Source organism: Desulfoprunum benzoelyticum, assembly GCF_014201505.1.
Lineage (GTDB): Bacteria > Desulfobacterota > Desulfobulbia > Desulfobulbales > Desulfocapsaceae > Desulfoprunum > Desulfoprunum benzoelyticum.
In genome coordinates this window covers 80,846-101,652 of sequence record NZ_JACHEO010000004.1, presented here as the reverse complement: position 1 = coordinate 101,652, position 20,807 = coordinate 80,846, and the positions used below count along the sequence as shown (strand labels likewise).

The window sequence follows — 20,807 nt, the reverse complement described above, 5'->3', positions numbered from 1 at the left end:
CCTCCGCTAATTTCTTGCCGATTTTCAGGACCTGTACTATACAGTACGAAGCTGGTAAACGGAGTTGATGGCGTACACGTTGTGCGGATCGTTCTATTTCAGAGGAGGAAATGACCATGCGATTGTTGAAACTGGCGGTTCCCCGGTGTCTGTTGTCTGTTGCTGTCCTGTTCGTCCTTGCCTTACCGTTGCAGGCCGCCGAACTGAAGATCGGCGTGATCCTGGCCGAGACCGGACCGGCCTCGCTGCTCGGCGGCCCGGGCGTTCGTTCGCTGCAGTTGCTGTCGGAAGAGATGAATGCCAGGGGAGGCATCCAGGGCAACCCCATCAAGCTGGTGATCCGGGACAGCGGCGGCAGTCCGGAGAAGGCGATCTCCTTTGCCAAACAGCTGATCGAAGAGGAACAGGTCTTCGCCATCATCGGTCCGTCGACCAGTGGTGAGACCCTGAAGATCAAGGACATCTGCGAGAAGGCCGGAACGATCCTGATCTCCTGCGCCTCGGCGGAGGTGATCATCAACCCGGTCGCCCGCTACGTCTTCAAGACCGCCCCCAACGACAGCCTGGCGGCGCGGCAGATCTACCAGACGATGCAGCAGAAGGGGATCAGCAAGGTGGCGGTGCTGGCCGGCAACGACGGCTTCGGCAACGCCGGCAAGGCCCAGCTGACCAAACTGGCGCCGGAATACGGGATCGAGATCCTCGCCACCGAGGTCTACGACAAGGATGCCAAGGATCTGAGTGCCGTTGTGGCCAAAATCAAGGCCATCGAGGGACTGCAGGCCGTCGTCAACTGGTCGATCGTTCCGGCCCAGTCGATCCTGGCCAAGAATATCCGCCAGGCCGGATGGGATATCCCGCTCTATCAGAGCCATGGTTTCGCCAATGTCAAGTATGTCGCGGTGGCTGGGGAAGCGGCGGAGGGGATCATCTTCCCGGCCAGCCGACTCATCGTCGCCGAGAGTCTGCCCGACGGCCCGCAGAAGGAGTTCCTGCTCAAGTACAAGCAGGGGTATGAGTCTCGGTTCAAAGAGGATATCAGCACCTTCGGCGGCCATTCCTACGACGCGTTGATGATTCTCGATCTGGCGATCGCCAAGGCGGGGATCGACAAGGCGAAGGTCAGGGACGCCATCGAGAACCTGACCGGCTATTTCGGCACTGCCGGCGAGTTCAACTTCTCGGCGCAGGACCATAGCGGCCTGCAGCAGGACGCCTTCACGATGATCACCGTCAAGGATGGGCGCTTCGTCCCGTATCAGGGCCAGTGATCATTGCCGTCGACGTTTGACAACAAACGGGAAGGGCTGTACGACGAAGGCCTTTCCCGTTTGCCGTTTGCAGATACCAACCCTGGTGCCGTGTCCCAATCCTCAGGATGACAATGGAATTCAACCCGATCGACATCTTCCTTCATCTCGACATCTACCTGGCGCAACTGGTGGACAGTTACGGCATCTGGGTCTATGCCATCCTCTTCGCCGTCATCTTCTGCGAGACCGGTCTGGTGGTGACCCCTTTTCTGCCTGGAGATTCGCTGCTGTTCGTCGCCGGCACCATCGCCGCCACCGGCGGCATGGACCTGCCGGTGCTGATCGTCTGCCTGATGGCCGCCGCCATCCTCGGCGATACCTGCAACTACTTCATCGGCCGGTTCATCGGCGAAAAACTTTTTGCCAATCCGCAATCGAAGATCTTTCGTCGCGATTATCTCGAACGGACTCATGCCTTCTACGCTCGTCATGGCGGCAAGACCGTGACGATGGCGCGCTTCGTTCCGATCGTCCGCACCTTCGCCCCCTTTGTCGCCGGGGTCGGGGTGATGCCGTATCTCCGCTTTCTTGCCTTCAGCGTCTTCGGCACCGTGCTCTGGGTCGGCGGACTGACGACTCTCGGCTATCTGTTCGGCAATGTAGAATTCATCAAGAAAAATCTGTCCGTCGTACTGATCGGCATCGTCGCCCTGTCGTTCATGCCGGCCGGCATCGAGTACCTGCGAGGTCGCCTGGCCCCGGCCGGCAGGGAATAGCTGGGACAGTACGCCATTGTACAGGAGGTACCCATGGATCGACCGTTGTTCATAGGCCTGGGAGAACTGCTCTGGGATGTCCTGCCCGGCGGTGACCAACTGGGCGGGGCGCCGGCCAATTTCAGCTACCATGCCGCCGCCCTCGGTGCGGTCAGTCTGCCGGTGTCGACGGTCGGGATGGACGAGCGCGGCGAGCGGGCCCTGCGGGAACTTGAGGACAAAGGGCTGTCGACCGTCGGTATCGCCGTCACCGATCGCTGTCCGACGGGGTATGTCGAGGCGATCGTCGATGATCGGGGCGTTGCGACCTATTTTTTCCCCGACGATGTCGCCTGGGATCATCTGGAGATCAACGAGGCGGCCCGGGATGCCGCGACCAGGGCGGCCGCGGTCTGTTTCGGCACCCTGTGCCAGCGTTCCGCCGATTCACGGCGGGTGATCGAAGATTTCCTCCGCCGGTTGCCGCCGGAGGCTGTCAAGGTCTTCGACGTCAACCTCCGTCAGCACTTCTATTCGCCGGAGATCGTGCGGACCTCCCTCGAACAGGCCGATATCGTCAAACTCAACGACGATGAGCTGGTGGTGTTGTCCGGTTATTTCCAGTTGACCGGCGACGCTTCGAATCAACTCCGGCAACTGCGGGAGCGATTCGGCCTGGAGCTGGCCATCCTCACCAGAGGGGGGCAAGGCAGCCTGCTGGTGAGTGCGACGGAAATTTCCGATCACCCGGGCATCACCGCCAGTCTTGTCGACACCATCGGGGCCGGCGACAGCTTCACCGCCATGGTGACCGTCGGCATTCTTCTCGGCCTGCCGCTGACCGAGATCAATGACCGGGCCAATCGTCTCGCCGCCTGGGTCTGCAGCCGGCCCGGGGCGATGCCGGCGATTCCGGCCGAGTTCCGCCTGATCGGCTGATCCTTTCCCTCCGTGAGGAGGGGATACCGTGATTGAACCGGAGATGCCATGGTCTGGGGCTTTATTCTCCATCTGCTCTACGGTCTCGCCTTTTTCACCCTGGGGGTGGCGATTTTCTCCCGGGATATCCGTTTGAGCGAGCTGGGAATCGCCAAAATCATCCGATTGCTGGCGCTATTCGGCATCATCCATGGTTTCCATGAGTGGCTGGAACTGCTGGAACTGCTGTTTCCGGCCATCGGCGACAGCACTTTCAAAACCTTCCGTCTTGCCGTCGTCAGCCTCTCGTTTCTGCCGCTCCTGTACTTCGGGATTTTTCTCAATTTCATCACCTTTCGCGGCGATCAGGCCCTGACGAACACCCCGCTTCTCGTCAAGGCGCTGGTCGGGACCCTTGCCCTGTCGATGCTCCTCTTCGCCGCCTACCTCGATCTCGGCAGCGGCAAAGACACCAGCACCAGAATCCTGGTGGCCTTTCCCGGCGCCCTGTTGTCGGGGATCGGCCTGGTCTGCTACTCCCGGACAGTGCGGGCTTTCTCCCACAGCACCGCGATCCATTTCATCCTCGCCGGCGGCTGCATGACCGGCTATGCCGTCGTCGCCGGTCTGGTGCCCTCCGACGTCGTGGTCCCGGTCGTCGGGGTCAAGATCATCCTTTTCAGGGGATTGTGCGCCTTTTTCATCATGTTTTTCACGATCAGGGCCCTGTCACTGTTCAATATCGAGCAGCGGGAGTTGATCAGGGAGCAGTTGCAGCGATTTTCCCAGTCGGAGAAATTGACCTCGATGGGAGTCATGGCGGCGGGGATCGCCCACGAGATCAACACCCCCCTGACCAATATCTCACTGAATATCGAGATGCTCAAGGATCTGGTGGGTGAAGACGGCCGGGTCGGCCGGAAAATCGCGGCCATCGAGCGCAATATCGATCGGGCGTCGCGGATCGCCAGGGAGCTGCTGCATTTCTCCAGGGAGAAGGAAACGACCCTCGAACCGATCAGCATCAACCAGATCCTGAGCAGTGCTCTCCACCTGCTCCAGCACCAGCGGCTTTCCTACATCATCCACCTCAAGCTGCAGGAGGTTCCTGCAGTGATGGGGATTCCATGGAAACTCGAGGAGGTGTTCGTCAATCTGCTTCTGAACAGCCTCGATGCCTGCGGCGAGGGGGACCGGATCGAGGTCACGACCGCAGTGGCAGGGAATCGGGTTATCATCGTCATCGCCGACAGCGGTCATGGTATCGGCGAGGAGCATCTGGCTAGGGTGTTCGATCCATTTTTCACCACGAAAGAAATCGGCAAGGGTACAGGCCTGGGCCTGTCGGTGTGCTATACTATAATCAAACAGCATGGAGGCGATATAAATTTGAAGAGCAGCGAGGAGAGGGGGACGCAGGTAACCGTCTCTTTCCCGGGAGTGGCCGATGATAACTGAAACAATCATGGTGATCGATGACGATCAGGACCTACGCGAGAGTATTGTCGAGATTCTTGAGGATGACGGTTACACGGTAACCGCCTGCGCAACGGCGGAGGCCGCTCTGCAGGTTCTTGCGGAAAAAACCCCCCGCCTGGTCCTGGTCGACAACATGATGCCGGGGATGGGAGGGATGGCCCTGCTGCCGTTGTTGAAAAGAGAATATCCGGCGACGAAAATCATCATGATCACCGCCTTCTCCACCGTCGACAATGCGGTGGCGGCGATGCGCGGCGGGGCGGACGATTACCTCAGCAAACCTTTCAGAAGGGACGATCTCTTGGTGGCTGTGCGCCGGGCGCTGGAGGTTCTGAAATTCGACCTGCAGCACGAGGAACCGTGCATGGACGAGGCCCTGACCTGCCTGTCCAATCCGATCAGGAGGCAGATCCTCGCCGCCTTGTCGGTCAATGGTCACATGCGGTTCATGGATATCACCCGCACCCTCGGAATCAGTGACCACACCAAGGTCAATTTCCACCTTAAAAATCTCAAGACCAACAATCTGATCAGCCAGAACCGGGAAAAAACGTATCGTTTGACACCGCAAGGTGAAAAAATCATCGATTGTCTGCACCTGCTGTCGAAAAGAATTTCATCGTAATTCAACCCGGTACGTTCCAGTTGTGAAGTACTGTTCACAAACAGCCTGTTGTCAGTAGGAATCATTATCTGGAATCATTGATGGCCGTTGCCTATAGTCCCATCATGGGAAGTGTTTTGAGTCCATAACGGACAAACCGCCAACAATGGAGGACAGTATGAACAAGATAGGGATACTGGCAATGGCCGGCGTGGTCGCTTTGGGGACATCGGCATATGCCGCTGACAACACGTTGATCAGCAGCAAGACCGGGTCACCGGTAGTATTGGACGGCAAGGCCGAAAAGGCCTGGGATGCGGCAGCACCATTCACCGTCACCCTCGATCAGCTGCCCTATGAGCCGAGCAACGGCTATCCGGGGATGACCAGCACCGAGGTGACAATCAAGTCCCTCTATGACGACCAGAACGTCTACTTTCTGATCAGCTACAAGGATCCGACCAAGAGCCTGGCCCGGTTCCCGTGGGTCAAGCAGGCCGACGGCTCCTGGAAGAAACTGGCCAACAAGGACAGCACCGGCCACGACAATACCTACTATGAAGACAAGCTGGCGATGTTCTGGAACATCAACACCAAGGGCTTCGAGACCGAAGGCTGCATGATCGCCTGCCATCTCGACGAGCCGGGCGACACGTCGCCGGGCCGCAAATATACCGCCTCGGCCGCCGAGACCATCGACATGTGGCACGCCAAGTTTGTCCGCACCATGCCGATGGGAATGTTCGACGACCAGTATGTCGACAACACTACCGATCCCAAGGCCAACGCGGGCTGGGGCCGGCGCAACGACACCGCCCCCAAGGGCGGCGGTTACAAGGACAACGCCAATGCCGACAAGACCGGTCCGGCTTTCATGAACAGCAATCCGAGCGCCGACGAGCAGTACTATGTGGTGCCGGATAAGAAAACCGCGTTCGTCGATACCTTTAAAACCGGCGACATCGTCCCCGGCATCGAGATTTCACCGCTGGTCGGCGGCCGGGCCGATGTCCTCGCTCGCAACCATTACGACAACGGGGTGTGGACTGTCGAGGTCATGCGGTCGCTGAAGACGGAAGGGGAGAATGTCGAGACCCAGGACGTCCAGTTCACCGACAGGAGCAAGAGCTATCCTTTCGGTATCGCAGTATTCGACAATTCCCAGATCAACCACCTCTACCACGAGGGCGTCTTCAACCTCATTTTCAAATAGGCTGCCGCTGGAAGGGCGATCCCGCCCCACCACTCGGTGCCCTGTTGAACGGCAAACGGCCGACATCCCCTGACAGGGATGTCGGCCGTTTGTTTTTGCAGCGAGATCCTCGTCCCCCGGTCAGCTCTTTGCCTTCCAGCCGCCGCCCAGGACCTTGTAGAGGTTGACCTTGTTCGCCAGCATCGCCAGGCGGATGACGACGACGCTCTGGCGGGCCCGGTAGAGCGAGCGCTGGGCGTCGAGCAGGACCAGGTAGCTGTCGACCCCCTGGTCGTAGCGCTCCCGGGCCAGGGCGTAGTAGGTCTGGTTGGCCTGCAGGCCCAGTTCCGCGGCCTGCAACTGCTCGGCGAAGGTGCCGATGCCGGCCAGCGCGTCGGCGGTCTCGCGGAAGGCGGTCTGGATGGCCTTCTCGTAACGGGTCACGGCGATCTCCTTGCGGATTTCGGCCAGGTCGAGCTGCGCCGACAGCCGGCCGCCGGTGAAGATCGGCAGGCGGATGGAGGGCGCAAACAACCAGGTGCCGGAGTCGCCGTCGAACAGGTCGGCGGCGTCGGCGCTCATCACGCCGGCGTCGGCGGTCAGGCTGATTGCCGGCAGAAAAGCGGCCCGGGCCGCGCCGATGCTGGCGTTGGCTGCCCGCAGCCCGTGCTCGGCGGCCATGATGTCCGGGCGCTGGAGGAGCAGGTCGGAATGCAGGCCGGACGGCACCGGCCCGAGCAGGGCCTGCTCGGCCAGGTCGGTGGAAGGGGGCAGGTCGCCCGGCAGCGGCCCGCCGGCCAGCAGGGTCAGCAGGTTCTCGTCCTGTTCCACCATGCGGCGGTACTGGGACAGGTTGGCGCGGGCCGTCTGCAGGCTGGTCTGGGCCTGGGCGAGGTCGATCCGGGTCGCCACGCCCTCCTCGAAGCGCCGCTTGATCAGGTCATAGGAGGCCTGCTCGGTGGCTGCGGTGTCCTCGGTGATGGCCAGCAGCTGCCGGTCGGCGAGCCAGGTGAGGTAGGCGCGCGCCACCTCGGCCACCAGGCTGATGTGGGCGCCGCGGCGGTTTTCCTCCATCGCCAGATATTCTTCCAGGGCCTGGTCGCGGAGGCTGCGGATGCGGCCGAAGAAGTCGAGTTCCCAGGCGGTGATTCCCACCGAGGCCGAATAGGCCTCGCCGGTGGCGTAGCCGCTCCCGCTCATGGTCCGCTGCTTGACGTAGCCACCGCCGCCGTTTACGGCCGGCAGCAGCGGCGCCCGCTGGATGCGGTACTGGGCCTGGTAGGCCTCGACGTTGAGGGCCGTCTCGCGCAGGTCGCGGTTGTTGGCCAGGGCCATGCCGATGATCGTCTGCAGCCGCGCGTCGGCAAAGAATTCCTGCCAGCCGAGGTCCGCAGCCTGCACCTCGGCCTGGCCAGCGACAGTTGTGCCGGGCAGGACCGCGGCGATCGGCGCCATCGGCCGGTTGAACCCGGGTGCCAGCGAGCAGCCGCCGAGGGCGAGCGCCAGCAGCAGGGCCACGGAAAGGGTACGTTTGTCGGTCTTCATGGACATCACTCCTTGGTGACGGCGGAGCTGCTGTCCGCCTCCCGCCGCCGGGGTTTGAAAATGCGCAGCACCACTACGAAAAAGAGCGGGATGAAGAGAATCGCCAGCACCGTGGCCAGGGTCATGCCGCCGAGGACGCCGGTGCCGATCGCGTGACGGCTGTTGGCGCCGGCGCCGGTGCTGATCGCCAGCGGCAGCACGCCGAGCATGAAGGCCAGCGAGGTCATCAGGATCGGCCGCAGCCGCTGGCGGGCGGCCCGCAGGGCGCTGTCGACCAGGTCGCGGCCGCGATCGTACCGCCGCTTGGCGAACTCGACGATGAGGATGGCGTTTTTGGCCGACAGGCCGATGGTGGTCAGCAGACCGACCTGGAAATAGACGTCGTTGGTCAGGCCGCGGGTGTACACGGCGGCCAGCGCCCCGAGGACGCCGATGGGCACGGCGAGGATGACCGAGAACGGCACCGACCAGCTTTCGTACAGGGCTGCCAGGCAGAGGAACACCACCAGGATGGAGATGGCGTAGAGGAACGGCGCCTGGGTGCCGGCCCGCATTTCCTGGAAGGAGGCCCCGGTCCACTCGTAGCCGAAGCCGGGGGGCAGTTGCGCCACGAGTTCGCCGATGGTCTTCATCGCATCGCCGCTGGACAGGCCTGGCGCCGCCTCGCCGACGATATTGATCGCCGGGTTGCCGTTGTAGCGCTCCAGCCGCGGCGAGCCGTAGCTCCAGTAGCCGCTGGCGAACGCGGAGAAGGGCACCATCTCGCCGCGGTCGTTGCGCACGTACCAGAGGTTGAGGTCTTCCGGATTCATCCGGAAGGGTGCGTCCGCCTGGACGTAGACCTTCTTCACCCGGCCCTGGTTGAGGAAGTCGTTGACGTACATCGAGCCCCAGGCCGTACCCAGGGTGGTGTTGATGTCGCTGACGGTGACGCCGAGCGCCATGGCCTTTTCATAATCCACGTCGACGTTGTACTCGGGGGCATCCTCCATGCCGTTGGGGCGGACCCGGGTCAGGCTCGGGTTCTGGGCCGCCATGCCGAGCAGCTGGTTGCGGGCTTCGACGAGTTTGTCATGGCCGAGGCCGGAGCGGTCCTGGAGGAAGAAGTCGAAGCCGGTGGAGGTGCCCAGGGCCGGGATCGGCGGGATGTTGAACGGGAAGACCATGGCCTCCTTGATCTGGGAGAAGGTGCCCATGGCCCGGCCGATGATCGCCTTGACCTCCTGGTCCGGCCGGGTGCGCTCGTCCCAGTGCTTGAGATCGACGAAGGCCATGCCCATGTTCTGGCCCATGCCGGCAAAGCTGAAGCCGGCGACGGTGAAGACGCCATCGATGTTCTCCTCCTCCGCAGCCTGGTAGTGGTCGCGGACCCGGTCCAGTACCCCCTGAGTGCGCTCGATGGTGGCGCCGGTGGGCAACTGCACCAGGGTGAGGAACACCCCCTGGTCCTCTTCAGGGATGAAACTGGTGGGCAGCTTGACGAAGAACCAGCCGACTACGAAAATCATCGCCAGGTAGATGATGCTGAAGCGGCCGGTACGCTTGAGCACGTAGCCGACGCAGTTGCGGTAGGTGTCGGCACCGCCCTCGAAGGTACGGTTGAACCAGCCGAAGAAGCCGCGCTTCTCCAGGTTGTGGCCCTTGGTCACCGGTTTGAGCAGGGTGGCGCAGAGGGCCGGGGTGAGGATCAGGGCGACCAGCACCGACAGCAGCATGGCCGAGACGATCGTCAGTGAGAACTGGCGGTAGATGGCGCCGGTGGAGCCGCCGAAGAAGGCCATCGGCACGAATACTGCGGAGAGCACCAGGGCGATGCCGATCAGGGCGCCGGTGATCTGGTCCATCGATTTGCGGGTGGCCTCGAGCGGCGACAACCCCTCCTCGGCCATGATCCGCTCGACGTTCTCGACGACGACGATGGCGTCGTCGACGAGCAGGCCGATGGCCAGCACCAGGCCGAACATGGTCAGGGTGTTGATCGAGAAGCCGAACAGCGCCATGATCGCGAAGGTGCCCAGGAGGACCACCGGCACGGCGATGGTGGGGATCAGCGTCGCCCGGAAATTCTGGAGGAACAGGTACATGACCAGGAAGACGAGGATGATCGCCTCGACCAGGGTCTTGACCACCTCCTTGATGGAGATGCGGATGAAGGTCGTCGTGTCGTAGGGGAAGATCACCTCCACGCCCGGCGGGAAATAGGGCTTCAGCTCCTTGATCTTGGCGTGAACGGCGTCCGAGGTCGCCAGGGCGTTGGCGCCGGTGGCGAGCATGATCGCCATGCCCGAAGAGGTCTGGCCGTTGAAGGTGGTCTCGGCGAAGTAGTTTTCGGCGCCGATCTCCACCCGGGCCACGTCCTTGAGTCGCACCTGGGAGCCGTCGGGGAGCACCCGGAGCATGATCTGGCTGAACTGCTCCGGCGAACTCATCATGGTCTGGGCCATCATCGAGTAGCTGAGCTGCTGGTCCGGCACCGAGGGCGAGCCGCCCAGTTCCCCCACTGCCACCTGGTTGTTCTGGGCACGGATGGCATTGGCCACATCCGTCGGAGTCAGCTGGAAGCTGTTGAGCTTGCCCGGGTCGAGCCAGATCCGCATCGCGTACTGGCCGCCGAACACCTGGATGGTGCCGACGCCGGGGGTGCGGCTGAGCGGGTCGCGCAGGGTGTTGACCATGAAGTCGGCGAGATCGTAGTTCTTTACGGTCGGGTCGGAGGAGATCAGACCGACGATCATCAGGAAGGTCGAGTTGGACTTGGCCACCTGCACGCCTTCCTTCTGCACCGCGTCGGGCAGCAGCTTCAGTGCCTGCTGGAGCTTGTTCTGCACCTGGACCTGGGCGATGTCCGGGTCGGTGCCGGCCTCGAAGAACAGGGTGATGGTGACGTTGCCGGTGGAGGAGCTTTCCGATTTCATGTAGAGGAAGTTGTCCAGACCGGTCAAGTTCTGCTCGATGATCTGGGTGACCGAGTTCTCGATGGTCTCGGCCGATGCCCCGGTGTACCTCGTGGTGATGCGCACCGAGGGCGGGGCGATTTCGGGGTACTGGGAAATCGGCAGTTCGACTACGGCGAGGGCGCCGGCGAGCATGATGACGATGGCGATGACCCAGGCGAAGATGGGCCGGTCGATGAAATAACGTGCCATGGCTTCTTACTCCGCCTTGTTCTGGGTTGCGGGCTGGCCGCCCTCGGCTGAAGCGGCGGAGGCGGCACCGGCCTCGACGGCCTTGACCGCCGCGCCGGGGCGGACCTTCTGCAGCCCGGCGACGATCACCCGGTCGCCGGCCTGCAGGCCGGATTCGACCACGATGCTGTCGCCGATGATCTGGCCGGTAACGAGCCGGCGCAGTTCGACCACGGATTCCTTGTTCACCACCAGGGCCTGGGCGATGCCCTTGATGTCGCGGGTGACGGCCACCTGCGGCGCGAGGATGGCGTCGGGTCGCTGGCCGCGCTCCAGTCGGGCGCGGACGAACATGCCGGGCAGCAGCACGTGGTCCGGGTTGGCGGTCAGCACCCGCAGAATCACCGTGCCGGTGGACATCGTGACGGTGACGTCGGCGAACTCGAGGGTGCCGGGATGGGGGTACTGCGACCCGTCCTCGAGGAGCACGCCCACCCGGGCCTTGCCCTCGGCGTCGACCTGCAGCTGACCGGAATCCACCTCTTTTTTGAGGCGCAGCATCTCGACGCTCGACTGGCTGACATCGATGTACATCGGGTCGAGCTGCTGGATGACGGCCAGGGCCGCAGGCTGCTGGGCGGTGACCAGGGCGCCCTCGGTCACCTCGGACTTGCCGATGCGGCCGCCGATCGGGGCAGTGATCCTGGTGTAGTCGAGGTTGATCCGGGTGGTCTCCAGGGCCGCTCTGGCGGCGGCGACTTCGGCCACCGTCTGTTTCCAGGCGGCTTCCGAATCCACCTGCTCCTGGGTGCTGACCGCCTGGGTACGGACGAGGGTCCGGAAGCGATCGGCCTTCAGCCGGGCCGAGTATTCCGCCGCCTCGGCCCTTGCCAATGCCGCCTTGGCACTGTCATAGGCGGCCTGGTAGGAAGCCGGATCGATCTGGTACAGCAGCTGCCCGGCCTTGACCTCGCTGCCCTCGGTGAACAGTCGTCGCTGGAGGATGCCGCCGACCTGGGGCCGGACCTCGGCGACCCGGAAGGCACTGGTTCGGCCCGGCAGCTCTTCGCTGAGGCTGACCGCCTGGGAGGCGACGGTGATCGTCTCGACCTCGATCGGACCGCCGGCGCCCATGGTCTGGGGGGGGTGCTTGCCATCCTTGCAGGCGCCGAGCAGCATGGCGGCAGCCAGGGCAAGGGCGATGAACGGTGCTATCTTGAGCGTGCTCATGGTTTTTGTCCTTGAATGTTGAAGGCGACCGGTGGCGGCGGGAAGACGATGCCGCGTCTCGAGCCTGGCCCGGTCGGTGATTGCACGTGCATGGTATGGTGGAAGCGCCTGGCCTCCGGTGCCCTAGCGCTTGATGGCATCCCAGCTGGCCTCCGCCGTTCTGTAGATCAGGTCGTCGTTCAGTTCGATGAAACCGAGGGTATGATCACGGGCCACCGACGCCAGTGTGCCGAAGAACAAGGCGAAGAGGATGGGGAGCGGCAGGTCCTTGATCATCCCTTCGGCAATGCCCTGCTCGAAGAGATTTTTCACTGTGTCACACCGCTGGTCGCTCGCCTTCTGGTTGAGGATCTTGTCGCGCCGCATGGCAACGCCATAGGGCGAATTGTAGAACTGTTCGAGGAACTTGAACTCCAGCGGGTTGTCGAGCAGAAAGCGCATCAGGCCGAAGAAGAAATGTTGGAATCGCTCCTTGAGCGACCGCTCAGCGGCATTCCGGACCATCAGTATCGGGTTCATCCGTTCTTCCAGTTCCCGGTGCACCTCCCGGATCAGCACGTCCTTGTCGGCGAAATAACGGTAGATGGTGCCGGTGCCGACCCCGGCCCGGACGGCGATCATTGCCGTCGGCGCCCCGTGGAAGCCGTTTTCGGCGATCAGTTCCATCGCGGCCTTGAGGATGGCTGATCGTTTGTCGGTAATTTCCTTGGTCATGGCGTGGGGTACCCGGAAAAGAAAATCGTGCGGAGTGAATGTTCAGTCCCCATCTACTCAAAGAACATCGATCTGTCAAATTTTTTTTATCGCCTGGAGGGCAGTGGCGGTCGGCGCCCGGTCGAGTATCAGGCGCCGGGCTGCCGGGAACCTGGAGTTCGCGGCGGCTGGCAGAACATTATGTTGCCCGCCGGGACACGATATGGTACGGGAGTGGATTGTCATCGACCGAGGGAAAAATTGGCTCGATGTGTAACGGTCAGTTCACTTTTTATTCGATATAACAAAATAATAGCCGACAAACCGGCCTCGGCGGCGGTCGACGGGAAACCAGCGGAACTAGGAGCGATCGCAATGATTCAAAAGACGATACAGGTGGATGAGAAGGTACCGATGCTGCAGGGGATTCCCCTGAGTTTCCAGCACCTTTTCGCGATGTTCGGGGCATCTGTGCTGGTGCCGACCCTGTTCAAAATCGACCCCGCCGTCGTCCTGCTGATGAACGGCGTCGGCACCCTGATCTACCTCATCCTCTGCAAGGGCCGGGCCCCGGCCTTTCTCGGTTCGAGCTTCGCCTTTCTGTCGCCGGTCTTCGTCGTCCTCGGGGCCGATCAGGGATTGTGGGCCGGCAACTATTCCTACGCCCTGGGCGGGTTCATCGTTTCCGGTTGCATCTTCATGGCCGTAGCCCTGATGGTCTGGAAGTTCGGCTCGGAGTGGATCGATTTCGTCCTGCCGCCGGCGACGATGGGCCCCATCGTCATGCTCATCGGTCTCGAACTGGCCGGGGTGGCGACCGGGATGGCCGGGATCATGCCGGATGCCAAAGGCGCCTACAATGTCGAGGCGATCATCGTCTCCATCGTCACCCTGCTCACGGTCGTTTTCGGTTCCCTGCTGTTCAGGGGGTTCATGGCGGCCATTCCGGTTCTGATCGGCATCGTCGTCGGCTATGCGGTCGCGGTGTTCATGGGGATGGTCAGCTTCGACGGGGTATCGAGCGCCGCGATCCTCGCCCTGCCGACCTTCTACACCCCGAAGTTTGACCTCAACATGATCCTGATCATCATTCCGGCCTCGCTGGTGGTGATCTCCGAACATATCGGCCACCTGGTGGTGACCGGCAACATCGTCGGCCGGGAACTGACCCGCGACCCGGGGCTCCATCGCTCGCTGATGGGCGACGGCGTGTCGACGGTGCTCTCCGGTTTCTTCGGCTCGGTGCCGACAACGACCTACGGCGAGAACATCGGGGTCATGGCGATCACCAGGGTCTATTCGGTCTGGATCATCGGCGGGGCGGCGGTCATCTCGATCCTTCTCGCCTTCATCGGCAAGCTGTCGGCGGTTATCCAGTCCATCCCGACTCCGGTCATGGGCGGCATCTCGATTCTCCTCTTCGGGGTCATCGCCGCCTCCGGCATCCGGATGCTGGTGGAAGCGAAGGTCGACTACTCCCGACCGATCAATCTCATCCTGACGGCCATTGTCCTGATCGTCGGGATCAGCGGGGCGGCCGTCAATCTCGGCAACGTCCAGCTCAAGGGCATGGCCCTGGCGACCGTAGCCGGCATGGCCCTTTCCCTCCTCTTTCATCTCCTCGAGCGGCTGGGTCTGGTCAACGCCGGGACAGATATTTGAGGAACAGCTGAGAGGAGCCGGTTGCCCAGGGGAGGGGCCTCTTCAGACGTCTGCAGTCGGCGGCCGCACCTCTCGCTGCGTGTCGATTGCGCCTGCCCTTCCGGCGGTTGCGGAACTGGCGGTGATGGCGATCAGGGCCTGGGCGAGCAGGGCGGCGATCGCGTTGATGACGATATCGCGAAGATCGCCGACCCGGTTGGGGCGCAGCCACTGGATCAGTTCATCGCCGGCACCGGCGAGGCACACCAGCATGAACGCCAGCAGGTGGCGGCGGACGCCGTGGAGGGAATTCGGCAGGGCCCGGCTGCAGAGAAGGCTGAGGATCCCGTACTGAAGGAGGTGGAAGCGTTCCTCCGGGATCTCCAGCCACACCAGGGCGAGACCATACCCGAGCAGGACAGGGAGGTAGGGCAAGACGGCAAGGGGGCGATGAGAGCGGTGGATAGTGAAGAGGATGACGCCCAGGATCACGACGAGACCGGTTGTCATTCCCAGGCCGAGACCGTCCCCGACGATCTGCCGCGCCAAGGTGGAGAGGTCGCGCATCCATCCCGAGGTGGCATAGATCAGCAGCACATAGGCAATGGCCAGGTACCGCATCGTCCTATTGTCCGACATGGTGCCATCCCCGGGCATCGATCCTGATCTCCAGGTCGCCCTGGAGGTCGGTCCGCCACACTTCGCCGCTGCTGGCCCGCACCAGTTCAAGGGCGGCGGGATCAACAACTGTGTCTTTGCCGGTGCTGATGACTGCGAGGGCCGGCCTGACGGCATCGAGCCAGGGGCCGAGACCGCCGGCATCCTTGGCGTGATGCGGAATCTTGACGATATCGGCCCGGAGCGCCCCGGGGCGGCGGGCGAGCGCCCGGCGTCCGCCGGCCTCGATATCGCCGGGCAGGAGCAGGCGCACCGATCCGACGGTTACGGCGAGGACGATCGAACCATCGTTGATCTTCTCCGGCCGCGATGTGGTCGAATCGGCGGCGAGTACGGACACCTCGATCTCCCCGCATCGCCATTTTGCCCCGGCCGCGAGGGGCTGATAAGGGAAGTGCCGGCGCCAGCGGCGGTAGTCGGCAAAGCCAGGTTCGCCGCCGTTGTCGCCGCCATTGTCGTGCACCATTGCGATTTCCAGAGATGTGGGCAGAGTCAGTACCCCGCCGAAGTGGTCAAGATGAGGGTGGGAGATGACCAGTTGATCGAGGCCCTCGACCCCGCGGCGCTCCAGGGCCTCGCCGATGCGGATGCCGCTGCCACGTGGGCCGGCGTCAACCAGCAGTGCACAGCGGCCGGCCTGGTGGAGCAGCACTGCGTCCTCCCCGCCCGCCCCGAAGAACGACACGGTGACGGGGACGCTCGGCTCGGCGGCGCCGACCGGCCGGGCCAGGCTGGCGGCCAGTACGGTGAGCAGGAGCAGGGACCGGCAAAGGATCATTGGCCGCGGGTGGCGGTACCGGATGGCGTGCATGAGTTGGGGCCAAAGTGGATGGGGATCGGGTAGATCGGAAACCTGTTTGCTCTCCAATCTACCCGAGCGGCGGCCGGCCGGCAAGTCGGGGGCGGGTGAAATCTATTGCCGGGAAGGGGACGATGCATTACCTTGAAGTACCGGGTCAGGGCGGAAAGCGTGTCTTTCCAGCCGTTGGCCAGGTATGCATGATCAAACACGCTGCCGCCGTGTTCGCAGCCGCTGCTTGATTTCATCATTTCATCCAGTGGCCTTGTCTGTCTTCATGCAGGAAGTGCAGGCTTTGGCACTCATTCATCACGTGTTTCCGGGAGATGGCGATGCCTGATGGCAGACAGGGGGGGCTCCGCTTCGGGCAGTGGTGGCAAGCCGCGCTGGTCCTGGTCTGCCTGCTGGTTCCGTTTCTGTCAACGGCCGGTGCCGCCGGCTCCGAGGACCAGTTCAAGATCGGCGTCCTGGCCATCAGGGGCAAGGAGCAATGCCTGAAAAGCTGGACGCCGACAGCCGACTACCTGAGTAAGCAGATCCCCGGTCATCGGTTTGTCATTGTCCCGCTGGAGCACACCCGGATCAATCCGACGGTGGAAAAGGCGGAGGTTGATTTCATCCTCACCAACTCGTCGTCCTATGTCGAACTCGAATATCTGTATGGCGCCAACAGGATTGCGACCCTGAAGGAGATGCGCCTCGGCGGTGTCTATTCCAGGTACGGCAGCGTCATCTTCACCCGCCGGGACCGCACCGACATCCGCCGCTTCATCGATCTGAGCGGCAAGGTCTTCATGGCGGTCTCCGAATCATCGCTCGGCGGCTGGCAGATGACGTGGCGGGAACTGCTCGAGAACGGCATCGATCCCGACAGGGATTTCCGGGCCCTCCGTTTCGGTGAGACTCACGACGAGGTCGTCGAGGCGGTGCTGGCCGGCAAGGCCGACGCCGGGACGGTGCGGACCAATACCCTCGAACAGATGGCGGCCGAAGGCAAGATATCGCTCGATGCCGTCTATGTCTTCCCGCGCCTGGGCCACCAGGAGGGCGAAGCGCCCTATTTGATTACGACGAGAGAATATCCGGACTGGCCGATGGCCAAGGTCAGGCAGACCCCCGACGAACTGGCGGAGAAGGTCGCCATCGCCCTGCTGCAGATGGAGGCCCACAATCCGGCGGCGGTGGCGGCGGGATGCGCCGGCTGGACCATCCCGCTCAATTACCAGCCGGTCCACGACCTCCTCAAATTCCTTCGTCTCGGTCCGTACAAGGATCTCGGCCGCATAACCGTCGGGGCGGTAATGCGGGCCTATATGTCATGGATCGTACCGCTCGCTGTTCTCTTTGTGCTGTCCCTCGTTCTGACGGCGCTGATCCTGCGGCTCAACCGCCGGCTGAAGGCTTCGCAGCTGATCTTGATGGAGGAGATCGAGGAGCATCGGCAGCTGGATGAGGAACTGCAGAAATCGAAAGAGCTGGCCGAGGCGGCGACGCAGGCCAAGAGCGAATTTCTCGCCAATATGAGCCATGAGATCCGCACGCCGATGAACGGCATCATCGCCGCCATCGATCTGGCCCTCAGCGAACAGGTGCCGAAGACGATCGAGAACTTTCTCCATATCGTCCAGAATTCCGCCTATTCACTGCTCGGCATCATCAACGACATCCTTGACTTCTCGAAGATCGAGGCCGGGCAGATGGAATTGAAGGACCGGATTTTCAGGCTTGATGAGGTCTTCGACCGGGTCATGGATGTCTTCGTCCACCAGGCGGGCGAGAAGGGGCTTGAGCTGCTCGTCGACATCGACAGGGACACTCCCCGTCTGCTGCTCGGCGATTCCCTGCGACTGCAGCAGATTCTCACCAACCTGGTCAGCAACGCCATCAAATTCACCCCTTCCGGCGGCAGCATCCTGGTCAGCGCCCAGGACGCGTCCTCAACACAGAGCGATCTCCCTCCCGACAGGGTCCTGCTCTCCTTTTCGGTCAAGGATACCGGCATGGGGATCCCGTCCAGTTATATGACGACGATTTTCCGTCCTTTCACCCAGGGCGATACCTCGTCGACGCGAAAATACGAGGGGACCGGGCTCGGGCTCAGCATCTGCAGCAAGTTCGTGACGATGATGAAGGGATCGATCGGCGTCGAGAGTACCCTCGGCAAGGGCAGCAATTTCTTTTTCACCGTCCAGCTCGGCCGGGCCGGCAGCCTGCCCGTCGCGAAATACGTTCTGCCTCCGGACATCCATGGTCTCAATGTCCTGGTGGTCGATGACCTTGCCGACAGCCGGATGATCATGAGCAAAATCCTCCAGTCCCTCGGCTTTAAGGTCGAGACCCTGCCTTCGGGCGTCGAGGCGCTGGAGCGTCTGTCTTCCTTGCGGATGAAACAGCAGCCGGTCGACCTGATCATGATGGACTGGCAGATGCCCGATCTCGATGGCATCGAGACGGCGAAGCGGATCAGGGGTGAGCTGCACCTCGATCTGCCGATCATCATCATGACCGCCTTCGCCAAGGATCTGCACCGGGAGGATGCCGAAAGGGCCGGTACCAACGGATTCCTGACCAAACCGATCTTCCAGTCGACCCTGTTCGATGCGATCATGGACGCCTTCGGCAAAGGAGGGGGGCGGAGCGAAGGGTCGAAGCATGACTTCACCACCCGCTCCTCGCTGTACAGCAAGCAGCTGCGGGGAATCAAGCTGCTCCTGGCGGAGGACAACCTGACCAACCAGATCGTGGCGACGGCGATCCTCGAAAAGGCGGAAATCGATGTCACCGTCGTCGACAACGGCGAACTGGCGGTGCAGGCGGTGCAGGAGAAAAGTTTCGACGGGGTGCTGATGGATATCCAGATGCCGAAGATGAACGGCTACGAGGCGACCCGGTTGATCAGGGAAATTCCCGGCTGTGCCAAGCTGCCGATTATCGCGATGACTGCCCATGCAATGAAGGGAGATGAGGAGAAGTGTCTCGAGGCCGGGATGGACGGCTACATCGCCAAACCGATCAACCAGGAACGGCTGTTTGCGACCCTCTCCCATCTGCTGCGAGGACACAAACGGGTGGCGGAGACGGTGCGGGGTGCCAAGGCCGATGCCGAGGCGGCAGGCGAGGCGATAACCGCGGCGGTGGTTGTCAAAGACGATGGGCCTGCGCTCGACCTGCCCGGCATCGATGTCCAGTCGGCGCTGGCGAACTCGGGTCTTGACCGCCGCACCTTCAGGACCATCCTGATCGGTTTCAACAACGACAACGGTTCCACCCGCCGGAAGATTGAGCAGGCGACGGCGGAAGGACGGCTTGACGACATCCTCCGTCTCGCCCATAGTCTCAAGGGCAGTGCCGGCAATATCGGCGCGGTCGCCCTGCAGACCGCCGCGGCCCGGGTCGAGGAAGAATGCCGGAAAGGTCTTGATGCCACCACGGCCCTGGCCCCGGATTTTGACGCCATGATCGGGGATCTGCTCGATTCCCTCGACCAGGTGCTCGGCTCGCTGCGCACCCTGGCGCCGGCTGAGGTTATCGTCGCGGCCACGGAGCCGCCCCCTGAACCTGGTGAAGATGCGAGCCGGATCTTTCGTGAAATGGAGGAGGCGATAGATCGGGCCGACCCCGAGGCGATCACCCAGGCCCTGCAGAGAATCCGCCGCCATGCCGCGGCCGGCACCCTGCCGCAGCCGGACCTGCTGTCGATCCTCGAGCACCAGATCGACCGCTACGATTATGATCAAGCCAAATCAACCCTGCAGCAGATGCAGCAACCAGGGGGAATGTGATGACACCGACGGAACGGCCCCTCGTCCTCATTGTCGATGACAATGCCACCAATATCGATCTGTTGGTCGGCAGTCTCAAGGATGACTACCGGCTCGGCATCGCCAAGAAGGGCAGCGCCGCCCTGGAGTATGTCGACAAGTTCCGTCCCGCCCTCATCCTGCTCGATATCATGATGCCGGAAATGGACGGCTACGAGGTCTGTTCGCGGCTCAAGGCCAACCCGGAGACCAGTTCGATCCCGGTCATCTTCCTCACCGCGATGCAGGATACCATCAACAAGACCCGGGGTTTCGAGGTCGGGGCGGTCGATTATATCACCAAGCCCTTTCATGTCGCCGAGGTCAAGGCCCGGATCCACACCCATATCTTCCTCGAGGAGATGAAGGCGCAGCTGCGGGCTCAGAACGCCATCCTCGAGCAGAAGGTGGAGGAAAAGACCGCCGAACTCCAGGAGATGCTGAACGGCAGCATCTGCAGCATGGCCCAGATGGTCGAGATCAGGGACCCTTACACCGCCGGCCACCAGCAACGGGTGGCCCTGCTGGCCTGCGCCATTGCCGAGAAGATGGGGCTGTCGGCGCATATCATCGAAGGGATCCGCATCGCCGGCATCCTTCACGATGTCGGCAAGATCCGTATCCCGGTGTCGATCCTCAGCCGGGCCGGAGAATTGCTCGACGCCGAGTACGAAGTCATCAAGATCCACCCCCAGATCAGCTTTGAAATCCTCAAAAACATCCCCTTCCCGTGGCCGGTGGCGCACATGGTCTTCCAGCACCATGAGCGTCTCGACGGCTCCGGCTATCCTCTCGGACTCAAGGGCGACGATATCCTGCTCGAAGCACGGATCCTGGCGGTGGCCGACGTGGTCGAGGCCAAGAGTTCCTTCCGGCCGTATCGTCCGGCGCTGGGCATCGAGGCCGCCCTGGACGAGGTCCGGCAGCATCGGGGTGTTCTCTACGACAGCGATGCCGTCGATTTCTGTGTCGATCTGTTCACCAACCAGAAATTCGCCTTCGATTATACCATCGGCGGGTCGGGAACGATCTTCTGTGTCGCCTCGCCGAAAACCCTGCAGTCGAGCATGGCCGCGTCGCCGAAACGCTGTTAGA

Annotated in this window: 15 protein-coding genes; 9 read left to right on the top strand and 6 right to left on the bottom strand. The window is 62.4% G+C overall.

The features are described 5' to 3' along the window. Window positions 1-110: 110 nt before the first annotated feature. The 6 genes from HNQ81_RS05715 (at window position 111) to HNQ81_RS05690 (ending at window position 6,222) form a co-directional block, all read left to right on the top strand. Window positions 111-1,271 (top strand): ABC transporter substrate-binding protein, encoded by a 1,161-nt coding sequence (locus tag HNQ81_RS05715; protein ID WP_240191652.1) that lies wholly within the window; start codon window positions 111-113, stop codon window positions 1,269-1,271. A gap of 113 nt (window positions 1,272-1,384) precedes the next feature. Then, window positions 1,385-2,029, top strand: a complete 645-nt coding sequence (locus HNQ81_RS05710; RefSeq protein WP_183349228.1) for a DedA family protein — start codon at window positions 1,385-1,387, stop codon at window positions 2,027-2,029. 33 nt (window positions 2,030-2,062) lie between these two features. Beyond that, the gene (locus HNQ81_RS05705) at window positions 2,063-2,947 is read left to right on the top strand and encodes a PfkB family carbohydrate kinase (RefSeq protein ID WP_183349226.1); all 885 of its coding nucleotides are present in this window, start codon (window positions 2,063-2,065) and stop codon (window positions 2,945-2,947) included. A gap of 48 nt (window positions 2,948-2,995) precedes the next feature. Then, on the top strand, window positions 2,996-4,384 hold the full coding sequence (locus tag HNQ81_RS05700) for a sensor histidine kinase (protein WP_183349224.1): 1,389 nt from the start codon (window positions 2,996-2,998) through the stop codon (window positions 4,382-4,384). Further along, window positions 4,374-5,030, top strand: a complete 657-nt coding sequence (locus HNQ81_RS05695) for a response regulator (RefSeq protein ID WP_183349222.1) — start codon at window positions 4,374-4,376, stop codon at window positions 5,028-5,030. Before HNQ81_RS05700 ends, HNQ81_RS05695 begins: the two co-directional genes overlap by 11 nt. A gap of 157 nt (window positions 5,031-5,187) precedes the next feature. After that, a complete protein-coding gene (locus HNQ81_RS05690; protein WP_183349220.1) occupies window positions 5,188-6,222 on the top strand; it encodes an ethylbenzene dehydrogenase-related protein in 1,035 nt (344 codons plus the stop codon). 120 nt (window positions 6,223-6,342) lie between these two features. On the opposite strand, the gene HNQ81_RS05685 is transcribed toward HNQ81_RS05690, so the two are convergent. From HNQ81_RS05685 to HNQ81_RS05670, 4 genes are all read right to left on the bottom strand, one after another. Then, window positions 6,343-7,746, bottom strand: coding sequence for an efflux transporter outer membrane subunit (locus HNQ81_RS05685; RefSeq protein WP_183349218.1), 1,404 nt, complete (start codon window positions 7,744-7,746; stop codon window positions 6,343-6,345). A gap of 5 nt (window positions 7,747-7,751) precedes the next feature. Beyond that, complete coding sequence (locus tag HNQ81_RS05680; protein WP_183349216.1) at window positions 7,752-10,892, bottom strand: efflux RND transporter permease subunit; 3,141 nt, start codon at window positions 10,890-10,892, stop codon at window positions 7,752-7,754. Between the two features lie 6 nt (window positions 10,893-10,898). Next, a complete protein-coding gene (locus tag HNQ81_RS05675; RefSeq protein WP_183349214.1) occupies window positions 10,899-12,101 on the bottom strand; it encodes an efflux RND transporter periplasmic adaptor subunit in 1,203 nt (400 codons plus the stop codon). 123 nt (window positions 12,102-12,224) lie between these two features. Continuing rightward, on the bottom strand, window positions 12,225-12,815 hold the full coding sequence (locus HNQ81_RS05670) for a TetR/AcrR family transcriptional regulator (RefSeq protein ID WP_183349212.1): 591 nt from the start codon (window positions 12,813-12,815) through the stop codon (window positions 12,225-12,227). Between the two features lie 354 nt (window positions 12,816-13,169). Here HNQ81_RS05670 and uraA point away from each other — a divergent pair, with 354 nt between their 5' ends. Then, on the top strand, window positions 13,170-14,456 hold the full coding sequence (gene uraA / locus HNQ81_RS05665) for a uracil permease (protein WP_183349210.1): 1,287 nt from the start codon (window positions 13,170-13,172) through the stop codon (window positions 14,454-14,456). A gap of 42 nt (window positions 14,457-14,498) precedes the next feature. On the opposite strand, the gene HNQ81_RS05660 is transcribed toward uraA, so the two are convergent. Then, a complete protein-coding gene (locus HNQ81_RS05660) occupies window positions 14,499-15,074 on the bottom strand; it encodes a VanZ family protein (protein WP_183349208.1) in 576 nt (191 codons plus the stop codon). Then, complete coding sequence (locus HNQ81_RS05655) at window positions 15,061-15,924, bottom strand: ComEC/Rec2 family competence protein (protein ID WP_183349205.1); 864 nt, start codon at window positions 15,922-15,924, stop codon at window positions 15,061-15,063. The genes HNQ81_RS05660 and HNQ81_RS05655 overlap by 14 nt, the downstream gene beginning before the upstream one ends. Window positions 15,925-16,244: 320 nt before the next feature. Between HNQ81_RS05655 and HNQ81_RS05650 the strand changes: the two genes are divergently transcribed. Together HNQ81_RS05650 and HNQ81_RS05645 are read left to right on the top strand one after the other, a co-directional pair. Further along, a complete protein-coding gene (locus HNQ81_RS05650) occupies window positions 16,245-19,694 on the top strand; it encodes a response regulator (protein WP_183349203.1) in 3,450 nt (1,149 codons plus the stop codon). Continuing rightward, window positions 19,694-20,806 (top strand): HD-GYP domain-containing protein, encoded by a 1,113-nt coding sequence (locus tag HNQ81_RS05645; RefSeq protein WP_183349202.1) that lies wholly within the window; start codon window positions 19,694-19,696, stop codon window positions 20,804-20,806. Before HNQ81_RS05650 ends, HNQ81_RS05645 begins: the two co-directional genes overlap by 1 nt. Window position 20,807 lies beyond the last annotated feature (1 nt).